Raw genomic sequence first — 19,423 nt, 5'->3', positions numbered from 1 at the left:
TTTACTCTCCAGAAATCGGGGCGTAAGCTTCGCGCGTTTTCAATCAATAGCGGAGACCCACAGTGGGTACTTGTTCGAGTGACAGTAGTCGGCCGGTTTCGATAACCGGCACCTTCCCGGCAAGATAACGCGCCACTTTTTTGTGCCGTTGTCTCGCCGAAAAGCGAGCAGCGGCATCCCGATCGCGGCCGGTCCTGGTCCGTGTCCCGACGTCCCTCTCATCGACGCTGAACCGTGCGTGATGTTCGACTTGTTGTCGTCATCGCGGCGCATCGACACGCCTGCTCGACGGTTTCCCGGCTGACCCTGGGGGAACTGCCATGAACCTGACCCTGCTCAAAGAATTCTTCGCCGGATTCCTGCGCACCCGCCACATCGCCCGACACTTCCGTCGCCTGGCGCTGCTGGAAAACTTCACCGACACCACGGTCAGCCGCGAGGTGCCGCCCACCCTGGCGCAAACCCTGGTGAGCGCTGCCAACAGCGACACCGGCCAACTGCTGAACAACCTTGGCAGCCACACCGATGGCCTGAGTGAACTCGAAGCCGATGCACTGCGCGTGCAATACGGCCTTAACGAAGTCGAGCACGAACAGCCGCTGCCGTGGTGGACCCACTTGTGGCACTGCTACAAAAACCCGTTCAACTTGCTGCTGACGTTGCTCGCGGTCATCTCCTGGCTGACCGAGGACATGAAAGCCGCCATCGTGATTTTCTCCATGGTGGTGCTCTCGACCTTGCTGCGCTTCTGGCAGGAAACCAAATCCAACCAGGCCGCCGACGCGCTCAAGGCGATGGTCAGCAACACCGCTACGGTGTTGCGTCGGGATGCGCAACGTACCGAGCTGCCGATCAAACAACTGGTGCCAGGCGACCTGATCGTGCTCTCGGCCGGTGACATGATTCCCGCCGATTGCCGGGTGATCGGCGCCAAGGACTTGTTCGTCAGCCAGGCCGCGATGACCGGCGAATCGATGCCGGTGGAAAAATTCCCCCGTCAGCAGGACAGTGACACCCGCAACCCGCTGGACCTCGACAACATCCTGTTCATGGGCACCAACGTGGTGTCCGGCACGGCCATGGCGGTGATCCTGACTACCGGCAACAACACTTATTTCGGTGCACTGGCCCAGCGGGTCGGCGCCACCGATCGCGCACCCACTTCATTCCAGACTGGCGTCAACAAAGTCAGTTGGCTGCTGATCCGCTTCATGTTCGTCATGGCGCCGCTGGTACTGTTCATCAACGGCTTCACCAAGGGCGACTGGACCCAGGCGCTGCTGTTCGCGCTGTCGATTGCCGTGGGCCTGACCCCGGAAATGTTGCCGATGATCGTCACCTCGACCCTGGCCAAGGGCGCGGTGTTCCTGTCGCGTAAAAAAGTCATCGTCAAACGCCTCGATGCGATCCAGAACTTCGGCGCCATGGACGTGCTGTGCACCGACAAGACCGGCACCCTGACTCAGGACAAGATCTTCCTGGCGCGTAACGTCGATGTCTGGGGCAACGATTCCGATGACGTATTGGAAATGGCCTACCTCAACAGCTACTACCAGACGGGCCTGAAAAACCTGCTGGACGTGGCGGTGCTCGAACACGTGGAAATCCACCGTGAACTGAAAGTCGGCACGGCGTTTCGCAAGGTCGACGAGATCCCGTTCGACTTCACTCGCCGTCGGATGTCAGTGGTGGTCGCCGAGCGCGATCATTCGCACCTGCTGATCTGCAAGGGCGCGGTGGAAGAAGTGCTGGCGGTGTGCACTCGGGTGCGTCACGGCGAGGTCGATGAAGCACTGAGCGATGAATTGCTGGCGCGGATTCGTCAGGTCACCGCATCGTTCAATGCCGAAGGCTTGCGCGTGGTGGCGGTTGCAGCGCGGCCGATGATTGAAGGGCGCGATACCTACAGCCTGGCGGATGAACAGGCGCTGACGCTGATCGGTTACGTGGCGTTTCTCGATCCACCCAAGGAAAGCACCGCGCCGGCCCTCAAAGCCCTTGCCGCTCACGGCGTGGCCGTGAAAGTGCTGACCGGCGACAACGAACTGGTGACCGCGAAGATTTGCCGCGAAGTCGGCCTGGAGCAACAAGGCCTGCTGATGGGCAGCGACATCGAGCGCATGAGCGACGCCGAACTGGCGGTGGCGGTGGAGAGCACCAACGTCTTCGCCAAACTCACCCCGTCGCACAAGGAACGCATCGTGCGTTTGCTCAAGGGCAACGGTCATGTGGTCGGCTTCATGGGCGACGGTATCAACGACGCGCCAGCGCTGCGCACCGCTGACATCGGCATTTCGGTGGACAGCGCCGTGGACATCGCCAAGGAAGCGGCGGACATCATCCTGCTGGAGAAAAGCCTGATGGTGCTGGAGGAGGGCGTGCTGGAAGGGCGTCGGACCTTCGCCAACATGCTCAAGTACATCAAAATGACCGCCAGCTCGAACTTCGGCAACGTGTTCTCGGTGCTGGTGGCCAGTGCCTTCATTCCGTTCCTGCCGATGCTGCCGATGCACCTCTTGGTGCAGAACCTGCTCTATGACATTTCGCAGATCGCCATTCCGTTCGATAACGTCGATGAAGAAATGCTGAGCAAACCGCAGCGGTGGCAGCCAGCGGATGTTGGCCGGTTCATGCTGTTTTTCGGACCGATCAGCTCGATCTTCGACATCACTACGTTTGCCTTGATGTGGTACGTCTTCGACGCCAATACCCCGGATCATCAAACCCTGTTCCAGTCCGGCTGGTTCGTGGTCGGGCTGCTGACCCAGACGCTGATCGTGCACATGATCCGCACACCGAAAATCCCGTTCCTGCAAAGCCGCGCAGCGATGCCACTGATGGTAATGACTGGAATCATCATGGCCGTCGGCATCTTCCTGCCGATGGGGCCGCTGGCGCACTACTTCAAATTACAGGCGCTGCCGTCGCTGTACTTCGTGTTCCTGCCGGTGATTCTGCTGGCCTATATGGCGCTGACCCAGGCCGTGAAGGGATTCTATGTTCGCCGGTTTGGCTGGCAGTAATGCTGCCAGAAGTACCGTGTTCGGACGGTTTTTTGACTTTAACTTCCCAGGTCACCGGACGAGGGTTGCAGTTTTTAGGAAAAGTCCTACAGAAAGATCGACGGGTCTTCCGTAGCCTTGCGCCCTCACGAATTCGATACCCTCCTGGGGGCCCACGTTGTCGAACAAAGCCTTACGTATCCTGATCGCCGACGAGTTGCATTTTCACCGCATGAAGGTCGAGCGACTGTTCAATCAACTCGACTACTACCGGATAGCACCGGTGCACAGCCTTGAAGAGCTGTTGACCCTGGTCGAATACGGTTGCGAGCCTTTTGATCTGGTGGTCATCAATGCCTCGCTGGCGGGCGGGGCTTTGAACCTGTTCGATTTTTTCCTTGATAACCAACAGGTTCATCACGCCTTGATCTATGACGGTCAGCAGGCGCAACTGCCGCCCATTCCTGCCTGCGTTCAACAGACCGTTGAGGTGAGCCACGCAATGCTGCCTGATCTGGCGTCCATTGCGCGGCTGATGGCGATCATCGACCCTCGTCTACCGTTCGTCGGCACTGTCATTTCTGTCAGGTAGTTGCGCCCGGTTTTCCATGCAAAAGTCTTTGCGCAGCCGGCGCGTTCAACCGGGCCGGGCTCATGGGCATTGATTGTTCAATCGTCGTTTTTGTTGCACAGGAGTTGCCATGAAGTCAGTGCTGATTGTGGACGATCATCCGGTGGTTCGCGCCGCAGTCAAAATCGTACTGGCGCAGGAGGGTTTCAAGCAGATATACGAAGCGGCGAGTGGTAATGAAGTCTTGCCGATGATCCGCGAACACAAGCCTGATCTGGTGGTACTGGATCTGGTGATGCCCTCGCTCGACGGGCTGGATGTACTGGCGCGGATCAAGACCAGTGGGGTGCCCTGTCGAGTACTGGTCTTCACGTCCCAGGAACCCATGTTTTATCAGGATCGTTGCATGCACGCCGGCGCCGCGGGCTATGTTGCCAAGTCCAATGACTTGCAGCACTTGCACAGAGCCGTGCACGCCGTGATGGGCGGTTACACCTATTTCGCCCAGCTACCCTCGGCGTCGGTGTCGCTGAACTCGATACAACTGAGTGAAAAACAGATGATCGATCAACTCTCCGACCGGGAACTGACGATCTTTCAGCATCTGGCCCGGGGCATCAGTAACAAGGCGATCGCTGAAATCATGCACTTGAGTCACAAGACCGTCAGCACCTACAAGACCCGTCTGGTTGGAAAACTCAACGTGGATTCGTCGGTACACCTGAGGGACTTTGCCAAGCGTAATCATCTGATCTGAGTGAGCCCGATCATGCGCGATTGTTTGTGGGCCCTGTTGCTGTTCTGTGGACTGGCAGCACCGGTGACGGCGGCCGATGAGCCAAAGCTTTTGCATGTGCTGGGGCGTTCCGCGGTGGAGGGTTATCAGGTCCAGCTGGATGAAAAAGACTGGCAGTGGTTGCGTGGCAAACGAGTCTTGCGCCTCGGGGTGTCGGGGCCGGACTACCCGCCGTTCGAGATCACGCGAAACGTTGATGAGCTGGAAGGCATCACCGCGGACTATGCCGCGCTGTTGGGGCAACTGCTGCATGTAAAAATCGACGTGCTTCGTTATCGCACGCGCGAGGCGGCCATGGATGCCCTCAAACACGATGATCTGGACCTGCTCGGCACGTCCAACAACTTTGAGGCGGCTGACCCGCAGCTGACCCGATCCACTGCTTATGCTGAAGATCAGCCTATGCTGGTCACGCGGCTGGACGAACAGGTGCCCGCCGATCTTGCGGGCAAACGCATCGCCATGGTCGATGACTATCTGCAGGCGCAGACTGTCGAAGCCTTCTATCCCGATGCGAGCTTGCAACGCTACCCCTCGGCACTCGACGCGATCGGGGCGGTGGCGTTCGGGCAGGATGATGTGTACCTCGGGGACTTCATCAGCGCCAATTACCTCATCAATAACAACTACCTCAGTAACGTACGCCTGGTAGGGCCTTCCGGCCTGGACGCCAATCCGTTCGGCTTTGCCTTCAGCCGGGGCAACCCTCGTCTGAAGAGCATTGTCGATAAGGCTCTGGCGGCGATTCCCATGGATCAGCGCACGGCCATCGAGCAGCGCTGGAGTGCCGGAAGAGCCAACATGGCGGGTCAAGAACGAGTACGTTTGAGCGCCAGTGAACAACGTTGGCTGGATCAACATCCGACGGTGGAAGTGGCTGCCGTCGAGAGCTTTGCACCGCTGACTTTTTACGATGCACAGGGACAACTCAGCGGGTTGACCGCGCAATTGCTGACGCTGATCAGCCAGCGCAGCGGCTTGACCTTCAAGGTGCAGCGGGGTAACTCCCTCGATCAGCAGATCCAGCAACTCAAGGACGGCAAGATCGACGTGTTACCTGTGGTCACGCCCGGTATCGAACGCGAAGTCGAAATGCGTTTCACTCGGGCCTACTTGAACAATCCGTTTGTACTGGTCAGTGCGACGACCCCGGGAAGCCCCAGGACCCTGGATGACATGGCCGGTAAACGCCTGGCAATTTATCGCGGTCATCCGTTGCTCGGGTTCATCCGAGCTCGGGCGCCCAATGTACGTCTGGTCGAAGTGCAGAGTCCGGCGCAGGGTATGGAATGGGTGATCAAGGGCCAGGCCGACGGGGCGGTCAGCTCATTGATCGTGGCTCGGTATCTGATCACCCGGCAATACCGCGAGCGTCTGCGGATCAGCAGCACCGTGGGTGATGAACCGGCGCGTATCGCTCTGGCCACCAGCCGTGGTGCGCTGGAGTTGCACTCGATTCTGAACAAGGCACTGCTGAGCATTTCGCCCCAGGAGATGGATGAGCTGTTAGCCCGCTGGAGCAATGATGTGGTAGTCGATGACAGCTACTGGCTGCGTCATCGCCAAGGCATTCTCCAGGCGTTTGCCGCTGCGGGCGCCTTGCTGTTGCTCGCACTGGCCTGGATTGCCTGGCAGCGTCGGCAGATAACTCAACGCCAACAGCTGCTCGGGCAATTGCAGGATGCCAAGAACGCCGCCGACGATGCCAACCGCGCCAAAACCACCTTTCTGGCGACCATGAGTCATGAAATCCGCACACCGATGAATGCCCTGATCGGCATGCTCGAACTGGCGCTGAAGCGAGCGGAAGAGGGCTTCACTGATCGCTCCGCCATCGAAGTGGCATCCAATGCCGCGCAGCAATTGCTGGCGTTGATCGGCGATATCCTGGACATCGCCCGGATCGAGTCCGGGCATTTGTCGCTGACCCCTGAGCGGGCCAATCTACGCACGCTGGTGGAGTCGGTGTGTCGGGTTTTCGAAGGCCTGGCACGGCAGAAAAACTTGCAGTGGCGGGTCGAATTGGCCGAACACAGCGATCGTGACGTGTTAGTCGACCCCACGCGCTTCAAGCAGGTGCTGTCCAATCTGCTGAGCAATGCGATCAAGTTCACCCGTGAGGGTGAGGTGAGTCTGACACTGCGAGTAGAGCCCGGTGTGTCGGGGCATCTGGCCGTCAGTGTGCGTATTGAGGACAGCGGCATCGGTGTCAGTGTGGTCGATCAGCAACGACTGTTCAGCCCGTTCGTGCAGGCCGGCAACAGCCAGCAGTCAGGCCGAACTGGCTCCGGTCTGGGACTGGTGATCAGCCGCACTCTGTGCGAAATGATGGGCGGCCGATTGCAGCTCGACAGCGTCCTCGGACTGGGTACGCAGGTCGACATCAGCTTTGATCTGATTGCGTTGCAACCGTTGACCAGCAGCGAGTGGGCCGATAGCGGATTGCAGGTGGCCACTCGGCTGCTGACGATTCTGGTGGTCGACGATTACCCGGCCAATCGATTGTTGCTCTCACGGCAATTGAGCTACCTGGGGCATCGGGTGCTGGAGGTTGAGGATGGCGAACGTGGTCTTGCGCAGTGGCGCGAGCATGAGCTCGATCTGGTCATCACCGATTGCAACATGCCGGTGGTCAATGGTTATGAATTGGCGGGTGCGATACGCGATGAAGAGCGCGCTAATGGCTTGCCACCCACGCTGATTCTTGGGTTTAGCGCCAATGCGCAGCCGGAGGAAAAGATCCGCTGCCTTGAAGCGGGCATGGACGACTGTCTGTTCAAACCAATCCGGCTGGCCGATTTGAGTGCCTGGCTGGCGTCCCGATTTGTGAATGAGCCGCCAGCGCCGGTTGAAGAGCAAGCAACGTCCGAGATCGACTTGACCGGCCTGGATCTCTACGTCGGTGAAGACCGGACGCTGATCGATCAGTTGTTGCGCGAACTGGCCGAGACCAATCGCTACGATCGCGATGATCTGCTTGCAGCGCACGTCAGTGGCAATCGTCACCGGCTGCAAGACCTGGCGCACCGCATCAAAGGTGGTGCGCGGATGGTTCGTGCAAAACGTTTGATCGAGTGCTGCGAACATCTGGAGCGTGCCTGCGCCGAAGGGCGCGCGACGTTGATCGACGAGGCCGTCGATCAATTGCAACACGCCATGGCACGCCTGGATCAGGGCCTCAAGCGAGACTGACGCTTAATCCCACTGGGGCGCGATGCCTTGGGGGCTGGTCAGTCGATGGTCACGATCCAGGCCCGCGATCAGCGCCATGTCGGCGTCGCTCAAGGTCAGTGTGCGAGCGTGCAGGTTACTTTGCAGGTTGGCGCGTTTGGTCGACGAGGGGATCACTGCGTAACCCAATTGCATGGCCCAGGCCAGGGTGACTTGTGCCGGCGTCGCCTGCAGGCGATCGGCGATCTGCTGGATCACCGGGTCTTTCAGCACTTCGCCGTAAGCGAGGGTCATGTACGAGGTGATCTGGATGCCCTGGCTTTGCGCGAATTCGACGACCTTGCGGTTTTGCAGGTAGGGATGCAATTCGATCTGGTTGGTCGCGATGTGTTCGGCACCGACCGCGGCGATCGCCTGTTTCATCAGGTCGACGGTGAAGTTGGACACACCGATCTGCCGGGTCAGGCCCAGTTTTTTGGCTTCGAGCAGGGCGCCCATGAATTCCTCGACCGGCACCTGATCTTCCGGGGACGGCCAATGGATGAGGGTCAGGTCCAGGTAGTCGGTTTGCAGCTTTTGCAGGCTTTCCTTGAGGCTGTCGATCAGGCGATCCCTGGCGAAGTTGGCAACCCAGATCTTGCTGGTGATGAACAACTCGTCACGGGCGATGCCGCTGGCGGCAATGGCCTCGCCGACCTCGGCTTCGTTCTCGTAGATTTGCGCGGTATCGATGACTCGATAGCCCAGTTCCAGGCCGGTGCTCACCGAATCGATGACCACCTGGCCTTGCAAGCGAAAAGTACCAAGGCCGAATGCGGGAATAGACATCAATGACTCCAGGGTTGCAGTGGGAATGGGCACGAGTATCCGCGTCCGCACCCATGGGAAAAACCGCTGGTGGGGCAAAGCAATGTTTACCGCAAGTCATGAATCGAAAGATCGCAGCCTCGTTTCACTCGACAGCTCCTACAGAGTACGCAATCCCTTGTAGGAGCTGTCGAGTGAAACGAGGCTGCGATCTTTTGATCTTAAGCTCTATCCCCGATTCTCAAGAATCATGCAGGTGGTCGACCCCGTCGCATACAACCGCCCATCCACGTCATAAATCCGCCCCTCGGCCAACGCCGTCGAGCGCCCCAGATGAACAATTTTGCCCTCGGCCCGCACCGGTCCGCTGGCACCGTTCAGCGCACGAACATAGCTGATTCGCAAATCCAGCGTCGTATAACCCTGACCCTTCTTCAGCTGCGTATGAATTGCACAGCCCATGCACGAATCCAGCAACGTCGCGGCATAGCCGCCATGCACGCTGCCCAACGGGTTGTAATGCCGTGAATCCGGCGTGCCCTGAAAGATGAACATTCCGGCGGACCATTCGATCGGTATGAAGTCCATCAGCGTGCCGATGGGTGGCGAGGGCAGTTCACCGTTGCCGATGCCTTCGAAAAACTCGGCGGGTGACAGGGCGCTGACCTCGGCCATGGACAAACTGCCGGGGCCGGCGAGACGGGCGCGCATGGCCTGTTCCTGGGCGATCCATTGGGCGAGCGTGGCTTCGCGGTTCGGGCTTTGCATGGGAATGTCCTCGGGCGGGAGTGAATATTATGTTTGTAATCTCGATCGATATTATGTCCGAAATAAAAACTCCGCCAGCCCTCTGTCGTTACGCAACCTGTAGCAGCTGGCGAAGCCTGCGTTCGGCTGCGCAGCAGTCGTGAATCCTGAGCACTAGGTTTTCCTGACACACCCCGTTGTCTGGTTTCACGACTGCTTCGCAGCCGAACGCAGGCTTCGCCAGCTGCTACATGGAGTGTGTACGGGCTTCTAGGCAATATCGCTGTGGCTGAATTCCTCTCCCAGAAAGTCGATCAATGCACGCACCGACGGCAGCAGCCCACGGCGTGACGGGAAGATGGCATGCACGATCCCGCACTTGGGGGCCCAGCCCGGTACCAGTTCCACCAGGCGTCCTGCGGTAATGTCATCGCGCACCACCACGCTGGGCAGGTGAGCGATGCCGATCCCGGCCACCACGGCATGCCGTAGCGCCAACAGGTCATCGGTGACCATTCGTGGGGCATGCCGGATCACCGCGCTGGCGCCGTTCGCCCCAAACAATTCCCACTGATATTCACGCTGCGCCGCACCCCAGTGCAGGCTCGGCAACCCGCTGAGGTCAGCCGGGGAGGCCGGTGATGACAGGCGCGGCACGAAGGCCGGACTGCCCACCAGGCATTGGGTGCTGTTGCCGAGCACCTTCATCACCATGTCGGTGTTTTCCAGCGGCGGAAAGCGCACCCGCAGGGCGATGTCGAAACCCTCGTGGATCAGGTCGACCCGGCGGTTGGTACTCTCGATGAACAATTCCACCAGCGGGTACTTGAGCATGTAGCGGGTCAACATCGGTCCGACCCAGGAGTTGAGCAGCGCGGTCGGGCAACTGATGCGCACCAGGCCCTGGGGTTCGGAGCGGTTGCGTTCGATCAGTTCGGCAGCGCTTTCCGCTTCCACGCGCATCGCCAGGCAACGCTGGTAATAGGCCTGACCGATTTCCGTCAGTGAACAATGCCGGCTGGTGCGATGTAGCAGGCGTACGCCGAGGCGCTCTTCGAGCTCGGCAATGCGCCGGCTCAGCTTCGACTTGGGCATGTCCAGCGCCCGACCGGCCGGGGCGAAACCGTGGTGTTCCACCACTTGGGTGAAGTAGTAGAGGGTGTTGAGGTCTTCCACCATCGTTCTCCATATAGAACGCTAAGGCTGATTTTTGCAGTCTAGTGCATCAAAGGGTTCAGTTTTAAGCTTTGTCCATCGCGTCACACACCAGATTCGGAGGCGGAATGAAAAACATCATCGGTATCTACACCAGCCCACGGACCCATTGGGTCGGCGACGGTTTTCCGGTTCGCACGCTGTTTTCCTACGACAACCTGGGCAAACACATCAGCCCGTTTTTGCTGCTCGATCACGCCGGTCCCGCTGAATTCACCCCGACCACCGAGCGTCGTGGCGTTGGCCAGCATCCACACCGCGGTTTCGAGACGGTGACCATCGTCTACAAGGGCGAGCTGGAACACCGCGACTCCACCGGCAGCGGCGGCAAGATCGGGCCGGGCGACGTGCAATGGATGACCGCAGCCTCGGGGATCCTCCACGAAGAGTTCCACTCCGAAGGTTTCGCCAAAACCGGCGGCACCCTGGAAATGGTTCAGTTGTGGGTCAACCTGCCGGCCAAAGACAAGATGGCCGACGCCGGTTACCAGACGATTCTCGATGGCGACATCCCGAGCATCGCGCTCAAGGAGCAGGCCGGCAGCCTGCGCTTGATCGCCGGTGAGTTCGACGGCCACACCGGCCCGGCGCACACGTTTACCCCGATTGACGTCTGGGACCTGCGCCTCAACGGCGGCAAGTTGCTGACCCTGGACCTGCACGAAGGTCGTAACACGGCACTTGTAGTGTTGCGTGGCACGGTTCAGGTCAACGGTGTGGAACTGGTGCGCGAAGGGCAGTTGGCGTTGTTCGAACGCAATGGCCAGCAGCTCAGCCTGGAAGCCAATAACGATGCCGTCGTATTACTGCTCAGCGGCGAGCCGATCGACGAGCCGATCGTCGGCCATGGCCCGTTCGTGATGAACAGCGAGCAGGAAATCCACCAGGCCTTTGCTGACTTCCAGTCAGGCCGGTTCGGTCGGATGAGCGGTTGAGCTCATTGTTGTATCGCTGTGGCGTGCCGGACGAGGGCGACTACCCTTGCTTGGTCGCGTTTTAACGAACTATCAGGTTTCTCTAACGCCGGCCCGTTCGGCATCGATAAAAAGCGAGGATTACTCCCATGACTACCTCTTACAAACGTCTCGACAAGGATAACGCCGCCGTTCTGTTGGTCGATCACCAGGCGGGTCTGCTTTCTCTGGTGCGCGATATCGAGCCGGACCGTTTCAAGAACAACGTGTTGGCCCTGGCTGACCTGGCCAAGTACTTCAAGTTGCCGACCATCCTCACCACCAGTTTCGAAACCGGCCCCAACGGCCCGCTGGTGCCCGAGCTCAAGGCGCTGTTCCCCGACGCGCCGTACATCGCCCGTCCTGGCCAGATCAATGCCTGGGACAACGAAGACTTCGTCAAGGCGATCAAGGCCACCGGCAAGAAACAACTGATCATCGCCGGCGTGGTGACCGAAGTGTGCGTGGCGTTCCCGGCGCTGTCGGCACTGGCTGAAGGCTTCGAGGTGTTCGTGGTGACAGACGCCTCTGGCACCTTCAATGAACTGACCCGTCAATCGGCCTGGGACCGCATGTCGGCCTCCGGCGCGCAATTGATGACCTGGTTCGGCCTGGCCTGTGAACTGCATCGCGACTGGCGCAACGACGTGGAAGGCTTGGGTACCTTGTTCTCCAACCACATCCCGGATTACCGCAACCTGTTTACCAGCTACAACGCGCTGACCAACAGCAAGTAACCCATCCCCCTGTGGGAGCGAGCCTGCTCGCGAAAGCGGTCTGACAGTCACTGCATGAGTGTCTGTTCTTCCGTCTTCGCGAGCAGGCTCGCTCCCACATTTGTTTTGCGTTAAATCCTCCTACACTGTGCCCAATCTGTGCGATCTTCGCGCCACTGGTCCTTGCTGGAGTTGCTTGATGCTGTCACTGCTCACCGATCACCCGTTGTTCTGCGCGATGGCTTTGATCCTTATCGATCTGGGGCTGTGGCGCCTGCTCAGTGCCAATGGCAGCCAGTGGAAACTGGCCATACGACTGGTGATTTACTCGCTGTTCAGCGTGCTGCTGTTCAACGAGGGCATGAATCCCATGGAGCCGGCGCCTTGGGCCGACAATATCCCGCTGCATCTGGCGGCCACCGGTTTGCAGATCGGCTGGTGGCTGTTCGGCGCACGAACCCTGACGGTGCTGATCGGCGCGGTGATGATGCAACGGGTCGGGCACACCGGGCGCTTGTTGCAGGATTTGCTCGGCGCAGTGATTTTCCTGATCGCGATCATCGCGGCTCTGGCGTATGTCCTCGATCTGCCGGTCAAAGGCGTGCTGGCGACCTCTGGCGCATTGGCGATCATCGTCGGCCTGGCCTTGCAAAGTACTCTCAGCGACGTGTTCTCCGGGATCGTCCTCAACACCACCAAACCCTATCAGCTGGATGACTGGATCTCCATCGACGGCACCGAAGGCCGGGTCATTGACATCGACTGGCGCGCGACGCGCCTGCAAACGTCCCAAGGCAGCATGGCGGTGATCCCCAACTCCCTGGCGGCCAAGGCCAAGATCATCAACTTCAGCCGGCCCAGTGACATTTTCGGCGTATCCATCAGCCTGCAACTGAGCCCGCACGCTCGTCCGCAAACGGTGATCGACGCGCTGGAACGGGCGATGCAAGGGTGCCGCTATCTGTTGAACAAACCGGCGCCATGTGTCGCGTTGAAAGGCTCCAGCGCCACCGGCGTGGAATACGAAATCAGTGGTTTCGTGGTCTCCATGGACCAGAAACGCATGGTCCGTAATCTGCTGTTCGACCTGGCGTTCCGGCACTTGCAGGCCAGCGGCGTCAGCCTGTTGTCGAACGTCGAACCTAACGCACCTGCCAACCTGTCGCGGCCACGGGCGTTGCTGGATGCGTCGAATATTTTCTCGACCCTGCGTCAGGAAGAGAAAGAAACCTTCAGCCAGAACATGACCCTGCAAAATTTCCGCGCCGGTGAAATGATCCTGCCGGCGGGGGAGGTCAGCGATCATTTGTTCATCATCGAATCCGGTGTCGTGTCGGTGGAGCTGAGCCGTGGCGGGGTCAAGTTCGAGTCCGGACGCATGGGGCCGGGTGAGGTGATCGGCGAGGGCGGGATTTTATCCGATACAGCGATGCCGGCGGACTTCAGCGCCAAGACGTTCTGCAGCTTGTACCGGATCGAGAAGGAATACCTCAAACCGTGTCTGGATGCGCGACATGACATCAGCGAAGCGATGAAGGCGTTGCTGGATTTCCGCTTGAACAAGGCTCAGACGTTGACTCAGGAAGCGCCTAGGGTTGTGCAGAAGAAGGGGTTTTTGCAGTGGCTGCGCAATCGAGCGTAGGGGCTCGGAGATCACGGGAACGGGTGCAATCGAGTGCGCCGTCAGCAGGCGTCCCATTGGCATCCTCAACTTCCCAATAATTGGCTATTTTCTGCCGGTCAGTGCGCGATTAACGTAGCTCCACATCCCTTGTGACTGGAGCCCACCATGCAACCGCGTATTGATTTCTACACCGCTTCCCCTGATGCACTCAAAGCCATGATCGCGCTGGAAACCGCTGTTTCGAAGTTGCCGCTGGAAAAGACCTTGATCGAACTGGTCAAGCTGCGTACCTCGCAAATCAACGGCTGCGCCTTCTGCCTGGATATGCACAGCGCCGATGCCCGCAAGGGCGGTGAGGACGAGCGCCGCCTGTACACACTGTCGGCCTGGCGTGAAACGCCGTTTTTTACCCCACGTGAACGTGCTGCGCTGGCCTGGACCGAATCCCTGACGCTGCTGAGCCAGACCCATGCCCCGGACGAAGACTACGAGCTGGCCACCGCGCAGTTCACCCCCAAGGAAATGGTCGACCTGACCGTGGCCATTACCACGATCAACGCCTGGAACCGTCTGGCGGTTGGTTTCCGCAAAATGCCTCAAGCCTGATCAGTGAGCGTCTGCTGACGGCGCGGCCGGTGGTTGCACCTTGCGCATCAAGGGCACCATCGCCGTGGCGATGATGAAGCAGACCATGATCATCAGGAACGTATCGCCATAGGTTTGTGTCTGCGCTTCGCGGTAGGTCAGCAGCCATAGCTGATGCAGGCTGGCGGTGACACCCACGTCACCGCTTTGGCCGAGGGCGGCGAAGTTGTTGCCGACCTGGGACAGCCACTGATTCAGTGCTTCGTTGGTGCTGTTGAGGTTTTCCGCCAACCGGGTGAAGTGCAGGTTGGTGCGGTCATTCAGAATGGTCGCGCACGCGGCAATGCCGATGGCACCCCCCAGGTTTCGCATCAAATTGAACAATCCCGACGCATGTTTAAGCCGCGCTGGCGCCAGTCCGCCGAGGGTCAGGGTGACCGCGGGCGGCACCGCCAGTTGCTGGGCAATCCCGCGCAGCGCTTGCGGCAGCATCAATTCCTTAGCCCCCCAGTCATGGGTGATCGGGCTGAAATCCCACATCGACAACGCGAACAACCCCAGGCCGAACATCATGATCCAGCGCAGATCGATGCGGTTGGCCAGAAAGGCGTACAGCGGAATCGCCATGATCTGGAACACCCCGGTGGAGAAAACCGCCAGACCAATGTCCAGTGCGCCATAGCCACGCACCCGGCCGAGAAACAGCGGCGTCAGGTAAATGGTGGCGAACAGGCCGATCCCGGTAACGAACGAAAAGAAGCAGCCAAGGGCGAAGTTACGGTCTTTCAAGGCGCGCAAATCGACGATCGGGTTGGCGACGTGCAAGGTTCGACCGATGAACGCCAGGCCGGCCAGTCCGCTGATCCAAGCCGTGGTCAGAATCGTGCTGTCGCTGAACCAGTTCCAGCGCGGGCCTTCCTCGAGGGTGTATTCCAGGCAACCGAGAAACAGCGCCATGAACACCATGCTCACGTAGTCGGCCCCTTTGAGCAGCGACAATTCCGGCTGGTCGATTTTCACCAGCATCGGCACCGCCACCGCGACGAAAATTCCCGGCACCAGGTTGATGTAGAACAGCCAGTGCCAGGATGAAATGTCGGTAATCCAGCCACCGATCACCGGCCCCAGGGTCGGTGCCAACGAGGCCACCGCGCCGATGGTTGCAGCAGCGATCACCCGTTGCTTGCCAGTGAAGAAAAAGAACGCGGTGGTGAACACCAGCGGGATCATCGAACCACCGAGAAACCCTTGCAGGGCGCGGAAGGCGATCATGCTCTGAATGTTCCAGGCTGCGCCGCAGAGCAGGCTGGCCAGGGTGAAACCCACCGCCGAAGCGCAGAACAGCCAGCGTGTCGAGAACACTCGGGAGAGCCAGCCGGACAGCGGGATCACGATGATTTCGGCAATCAGGTAACTGGTTTGTACCCACGCCGTTTCGTCGGTGCCCGCCGAGAGCCCGCCGCCGATGTCACGCAGCGAGGCCGAGACGATCTGGATATCCAGCAGCGCGATGAACATGCCGATGCACATGGTGGCGAACGCGAACACCTTGGTCGCCGTCGCCATGTCGGCGGCATTGAACGGTTGCGCGGGGGCGGCGAGGGCGCGGCTCATGGCGCGCTGGCCACGGCCGGGGTTGCAGGTTCCTTGCGAGTGTCCACTTCAGCGGTGACCGACAGGCCCGGACGCAGATGGCCGAGCACGCCATCGGCCGGATCAAGCACGATGCGCACCGGCACCCGCTGAACGATTTTAGTGAAGTTGCCGGTGGCGTTTTCCGGCGGCAGCACGCTGAACTGCGAACCACTGGCCGGCGCGAGGCTGTCCAGATGACCGTGGAATTCCTGCCCCGAGAGCACGTCGGCATGAATGATCACCCGTTGCCCCGGTGTCATTCGCGATAGCTGATCTTCCTTGAAATTGGCATCGACCCACAGCCCACTGGCCGGTACCACCGACAGCTGTTGCGAACCGGCCTGGGCATAAGCGCCGACCCGCGCCCGGCGATTGCCGATCACGCCGTCCACCGGGGCCTTCAGTTCGGTGTAACCCACGTTCAATTGCGCCAGATCACGTTCGGCACGAGCCTGCATCAATGCGGCGCGGGCTTGCTGCTTCTGGGTTTCGATCACATTCAACTGACGTTGTGCGGCGAGCAATTCAGCCTGGGCCCGGGCGCTGAGGGCTTGGGCGGTCTTGAAGGTGGCGTTGGCGCGTTGGGCGCTTTCCACCGAGACGGCGTTGCTGCCGACCAGTTTTGTATAGCGAGCATCGTCATCCCGTGAGCGGGCGGTTTCGGCACCGGCGGCATCGATCCCCGCGCGGGCCTGGCCGATCACCGCGTGTTGCAATTGTTCGGTGGCATCGAGATTGGCGAGCAGCGCTTCTTCGGCGGCCACCGCACCTTCGGCCTTGGCCAGATTGGCGCGGTAGTCGCGGGAGTCGAGACGAATCAACACATCACCGGCCTTGACCTTCTGGTTGTCGGTGACCAGCACCTCTTCGATGTAACCCGCCACCTTCGGCCCGATCACCGTTACATCGCCGCCGATGTAGGCGTCGTCGGTTTCTTCGATGAAACGGCCCGCGGTCCACCAGTGAGTCGCGTACAGCCCGGCGAACACCAGGGCAGCGATGACCGCCGTCAGCAAGATCAACCGTTTGAGCAGGGGAGGCTTGGGTGTGCTCACCGGGACAGCAAGGTCGTGTTCAAGGCTGGGCATGCTGGTCATGGAGATTACCTGTGGGAAACGGGTCTTTATTACGCGTGTAATATGACGTAGGTAATATTTAGTGGCAATTGATTTCTGTTGCCGGTCGTCAGGTGCTAGCGGAGGAGGGCTGGTTGTTGAGGCTCGGGTATCAACAAAGAAATGACACAAACGGAAATCGGATACGGTCATTTCGGAATCCTCCCACACCCAGAGTTTGAGCTTCCCGGTAGGGTCAACGGCCCCGGCACCCTGCCGAGACACCCCAAGGAAGAACGAACCATGACCAGAAAGGCCGTTATCGTTTTCAGCGGCGGACAAGACTCAACCACCTGCTTGATCCATGCATTGCCGATGTACGAGGAAATCCACTGCATTACCTTTGATTATGGCCAGCGCCATCGTGCGGAAATCGAAGTGGCGCAACAGCTTTCAAAACAACTCGGCGTGAAGGTGCACAAAGTATTAGACACTTCATTGTTGAGCGAACTGGCCATTAGCAGTTTGACGCGCGACCACATTCCAATTGCAAGGAGTACGGGGGATGGCGTGCCTGATACGTTCGTGCCGGGCAGGAATATTCTGTTTTTAACGTTGGCTTCTATTTATGCCTATCAGGTAGACGCTGAAGCTGTCATTACAGGTGTTTGTGAAACAGAGAGCTCTGGTTATCCGGATTGTGGTGATGAGTTTGTTAAGGTATTGAACAGCGCCATTCACTTGGGCATGGACTATAAGGTACGAATCGAGACGCCGCTTATGCGGTTGAATAAGGCAGAGGCTTGGGCCTTGGCCGATTACCATGAGCAACTGGATTTGGTTCGTTACCATACATTGACTTGCTATAACGGGATAATGGGGAGTGGATGCGGCGACTGTGATGCTTGTATTCTTCGTTCAAAAGGATTGAGTGAGTTTTTGGAGGGCAGAGAAGAAGTTTCGAATAGTCTAAAGATAAAAATAGGATTGTAGTGCTACGGGGAGAGTGCGTAACTTGCAATGACCGCGCTCTCCCTTGATTTAATTTGATTTGGCTCCTGCGATATAGTTTTTAAATAATGATCTTGCTCCGTATGCTGGAAAAACATTGAATACAGCGAAACACATCTTTATAGCTATCTGCGCATAAATCATATGGAGTATGTCGCTATTTTGCATTGTGCCGTAAAATGCAATGTAGCAAAAAAGGATGCTGTCTATTATCACGGCGAAGAAAGTGCTAAGAAATACACGCAGAAAAAGAAATCGTGAGTTTGTTAGTTCTTTTATCTTGCAAAGTAAATACGAATTCACGTATTCAGAAAAAAGAAATGAAACTGATGATGCTACTAGAACTGACGACACATGAGTCACGACTTCTGCATACGGAGCATCAAGCTTCCATCCGGGTAGTCCAGGGAGATAAATGACAGCGTTCATTAGTAAAACAATTAGTGCGTTACTTGAAAAAGCAAATAGAAGGGCTTTCCTTGCCAGTTTAAGTCCGTAAGTCTCGTTCAATAAATCAACGACTAAAAATGTTAGAGGGTAAAGAAAAACAGCAGGGGGAATGACAAGATCAAACCATTCCAGGTAAATAAGTCTGGTCGCGGCGATGTTTGTGAAGATGTAAAGTGAAAGCAGGAGTACATTTAGCGCGACATAGATCATCCAAGATCGTTCATTGCGATCATTCATTTCGTATGTGGTTAGCGCAGTCCCGCCAGAGTAATATTTGCGGTATATGTCCTTGATTTCCACCTTGCTTAGGTTATCTATTATTTCGCTTCTTAACACCTCGTCTAGCGTAACTTTTATAATTTTCCCTGTGGGAATCACCATGATAATGGCGCGTTTTTTGTTTCTTTCAAATCCTAGTAATTTGTATTTGCTGTTTTCGTCTTCATTGTTGCTTGCCATTAAATCTCTCCTCGATTACATCTCCAATAATGCAAAAAGTATCGCTGCAAAAATCACGGCCTACTACAGTAAGTTTTTTTGTTGTTTTCTCGTATGCCAACTTCTCTCCGTTGTCACTCGATAAGCCCTTCTTGACTATCAAGAGATCTCCTGACTCATTCATCCCACTAATTTCGTTCTCCAGAAGCACACCTATTACATTGCAGGCCGCACCGAAGTAATACGTCAACGGATGCGTGATGGACAACTCGCCAATCCTTTTGTCCAGGCTCTGAATCAGCAGGCTCTCTCTAATAATCGGAACCGCTGCCGGATTCATGTTTCCGAGGGGAGAGGCGCTACTCTCTATTGTTTCTTTTTCTTCAAAATCAATCGTCTCTATTTCCGTATAAGAAACGCCAAAAAAATCCGATATTTTTCGAATCGTTGATTGTTGTACATGGACAACCCTTCCTTCCAAAATGTTATAGATGGTCGTTCTGGTCAGTCCGCTAGCATTGCACAAGGAAAGCCGAGTCTCTCCACGGCTCTTTATCAGGTACTTGATGTTGTTTTTTAATTTCTCTGTTCTGTCTTTCTTGTGCATTCAATGTCTGCCATTTGCTGTTGTTGCAATAGATTGCGCG

At 57.8% G+C, this 19,423-nt stretch carries 16 protein-coding genes; 9 read left to right on the top strand and 7 right to left on the bottom strand.

Going from position 1 to position 19,423, the window contains the following annotated elements; genetic code table 11:
- Positions 1-320 precede the first annotated feature (320 nt).
- The 4 genes from mgtA to JFU47_RS08670 all read left to right on the top strand — a co-directional run bounded on the left by mgtA (position 321) and on the right by JFU47_RS08670 (position 7,561).
- Positions 321-3,023 (top strand): magnesium-translocating P-type ATPase, encoded by a 2,703-nt coding sequence (mgtA, locus tag JFU47_RS08685; RefSeq protein ID WP_201182500.1) that lies wholly within the window; start codon positions 321-323, stop codon positions 3,021-3,023.
- Positions 3,024-3,180: 157 nt separating this feature from the next.
- Positions 3,181-3,594: a response regulator gene (locus JFU47_RS08680; RefSeq protein WP_140680277.1), complete on the top strand. Its 414-nt coding sequence runs from the start codon at positions 3,181-3,183 to the stop codon at positions 3,592-3,594.
- A 109-nt stretch (positions 3,595-3,703) separates the two neighbouring features.
- The gene (locus JFU47_RS08675; RefSeq protein WP_140680275.1) at positions 3,704-4,330 is read left to right on the top strand and encodes a response regulator transcription factor; all 627 of its coding nucleotides are present in this window, start codon (positions 3,704-3,706) and stop codon (positions 4,328-4,330) included.
- Positions 4,331-4,342: 12 nt separating this feature from the next.
- Entirely contained in the window at positions 4,343-7,561 is a 3,219-nt protein-coding gene (locus JFU47_RS08670; RefSeq protein ID WP_201182499.1) for a transporter substrate-binding domain-containing protein, read from the top strand.
- A gap of 3 nt (positions 7,562-7,564) precedes the next feature.
- On the opposite strand, the gene dkgB is transcribed toward JFU47_RS08670, so the two are convergent.
- The 3 genes from dkgB to JFU47_RS08655 form a co-directional block, all read right to left on the bottom strand.
- Complete coding sequence (gene dkgB / locus JFU47_RS08665; RefSeq protein ID WP_201182497.1) at positions 7,565-8,368, bottom strand: 2,5-didehydrogluconate reductase DkgB; 804 nt, start codon at positions 8,366-8,368, stop codon at positions 7,565-7,567.
- A 207-nt stretch (positions 8,369-8,575) separates the two neighbouring features.
- The gene (locus JFU47_RS08660; RefSeq protein WP_008152205.1) at positions 8,576-9,115 is read right to left on the bottom strand and encodes a PaaI family thioesterase; all 540 of its coding nucleotides are present in this window, start codon (positions 9,113-9,115) and stop codon (positions 8,576-8,578) included.
- A 249-nt stretch (positions 9,116-9,364) separates the two neighbouring features.
- A complete protein-coding gene (locus JFU47_RS08655) occupies positions 9,365-10,273 on the bottom strand; it encodes a LysR substrate-binding domain-containing protein (RefSeq protein WP_140895006.1) in 909 nt (302 codons plus the stop codon).
- 104 nt (positions 10,274-10,377) lie between these two features.
- Here JFU47_RS08655 and JFU47_RS08650 point away from each other — a divergent pair, with 104 nt between their 5' ends.
- The 4 genes from JFU47_RS08650 to JFU47_RS08635 all read left to right on the top strand — a co-directional run bounded on the left by JFU47_RS08650 (position 10,378) and on the right by JFU47_RS08635 (position 14,208).
- Positions 10,378-11,244 carry a pirin family protein gene (locus JFU47_RS08650; protein WP_201182496.1) on the top strand — a complete coding sequence of 289 codons (867 nt, stop codon included), beginning with the start codon at positions 10,378-10,380 and terminating at the stop codon, positions 11,242-11,244.
- Positions 11,245-11,372: 128 nt separating this feature from the next.
- A complete protein-coding gene (gene ycaC, locus JFU47_RS08645; protein WP_033061120.1) occupies positions 11,373-11,999 on the top strand; it encodes an isochorismate family cysteine hydrolase YcaC in 627 nt (208 codons plus the stop codon).
- Positions 12,000-12,177: 178 nt separating this feature from the next.
- Entirely contained in the window at positions 12,178-13,620 is a 1,443-nt protein-coding gene (locus JFU47_RS08640; RefSeq protein ID WP_201182495.1) for a mechanosensitive ion channel family protein, read from the top strand.
- A 147-nt stretch (positions 13,621-13,767) separates the two neighbouring features.
- On the top strand, positions 13,768-14,208 hold the full coding sequence (locus tag JFU47_RS08635) for a carboxymuconolactone decarboxylase family protein (RefSeq protein WP_123368384.1): 441 nt from the start codon (positions 13,768-13,770) through the stop codon (positions 14,206-14,208).
- On the opposite strand, the gene JFU47_RS08630 is transcribed toward JFU47_RS08635, so the two are convergent.
- Positions 14,209-15,801 (bottom strand): DHA2 family efflux MFS transporter permease subunit, encoded by a 1,593-nt coding sequence (locus tag JFU47_RS08630; RefSeq protein ID WP_140680266.1) that lies wholly within the window; start codon positions 15,799-15,801, stop codon positions 14,209-14,211.
- Positions 15,798-16,919, bottom strand: a complete 1,122-nt coding sequence (locus JFU47_RS08625; RefSeq protein WP_201182493.1) for an HlyD family secretion protein — start codon at positions 16,917-16,919, stop codon at positions 15,798-15,800. The genes JFU47_RS08630 and JFU47_RS08625 overlap by 4 nt, the downstream gene beginning before the upstream one ends.
- Positions 16,920-17,180: 261 nt before the next feature.
- On the opposite strand from JFU47_RS08625, the gene queC reads away from it, so the two are divergent.
- Positions 17,181-17,870 (top strand): 7-cyano-7-deazaguanine synthase QueC, encoded by a 690-nt coding sequence (queC, locus tag JFU47_RS08620; protein ID WP_201182491.1) that lies wholly within the window; start codon positions 17,181-17,183, stop codon positions 17,868-17,870.
- Positions 17,871-17,918: 48 nt separating this feature from the next.
- On the opposite strand, the gene JFU47_RS08615 is transcribed toward queC, so the two are convergent.
- Both JFU47_RS08615 and JFU47_RS08610 read right to left on the bottom strand, forming a co-directional pair.
- Positions 17,919-18,797: a queuosine precursor transporter gene (locus JFU47_RS08615; RefSeq protein ID WP_201182489.1), complete on the bottom strand. Its 879-nt coding sequence runs from the start codon at positions 18,795-18,797 to the stop codon at positions 17,919-17,921.
- Positions 18,781-19,383 carry a helix-turn-helix transcriptional regulator gene (locus tag JFU47_RS08610; protein ID WP_201182487.1) on the bottom strand — a complete coding sequence of 201 codons (603 nt, stop codon included), beginning with the start codon at positions 19,381-19,383 and terminating at the stop codon, positions 18,781-18,783. Before JFU47_RS08610 ends, JFU47_RS08615 begins: the two co-directional genes overlap by 17 nt.
- Between the last annotated feature and the right edge of the window lie 40 nt (positions 19,384-19,423).

The organism is Pseudomonas sp. TH39(2020) (assembly GCF_016650715.1).
Classification (GTDB): domain Bacteria; phylum Pseudomonadota; class Gammaproteobacteria; order Pseudomonadales; family Pseudomonadaceae; genus Aquipseudomonas; species Aquipseudomonas mandelii_C.
This window is presented reverse-complemented; position numbering and strand designations above follow the sequence as displayed.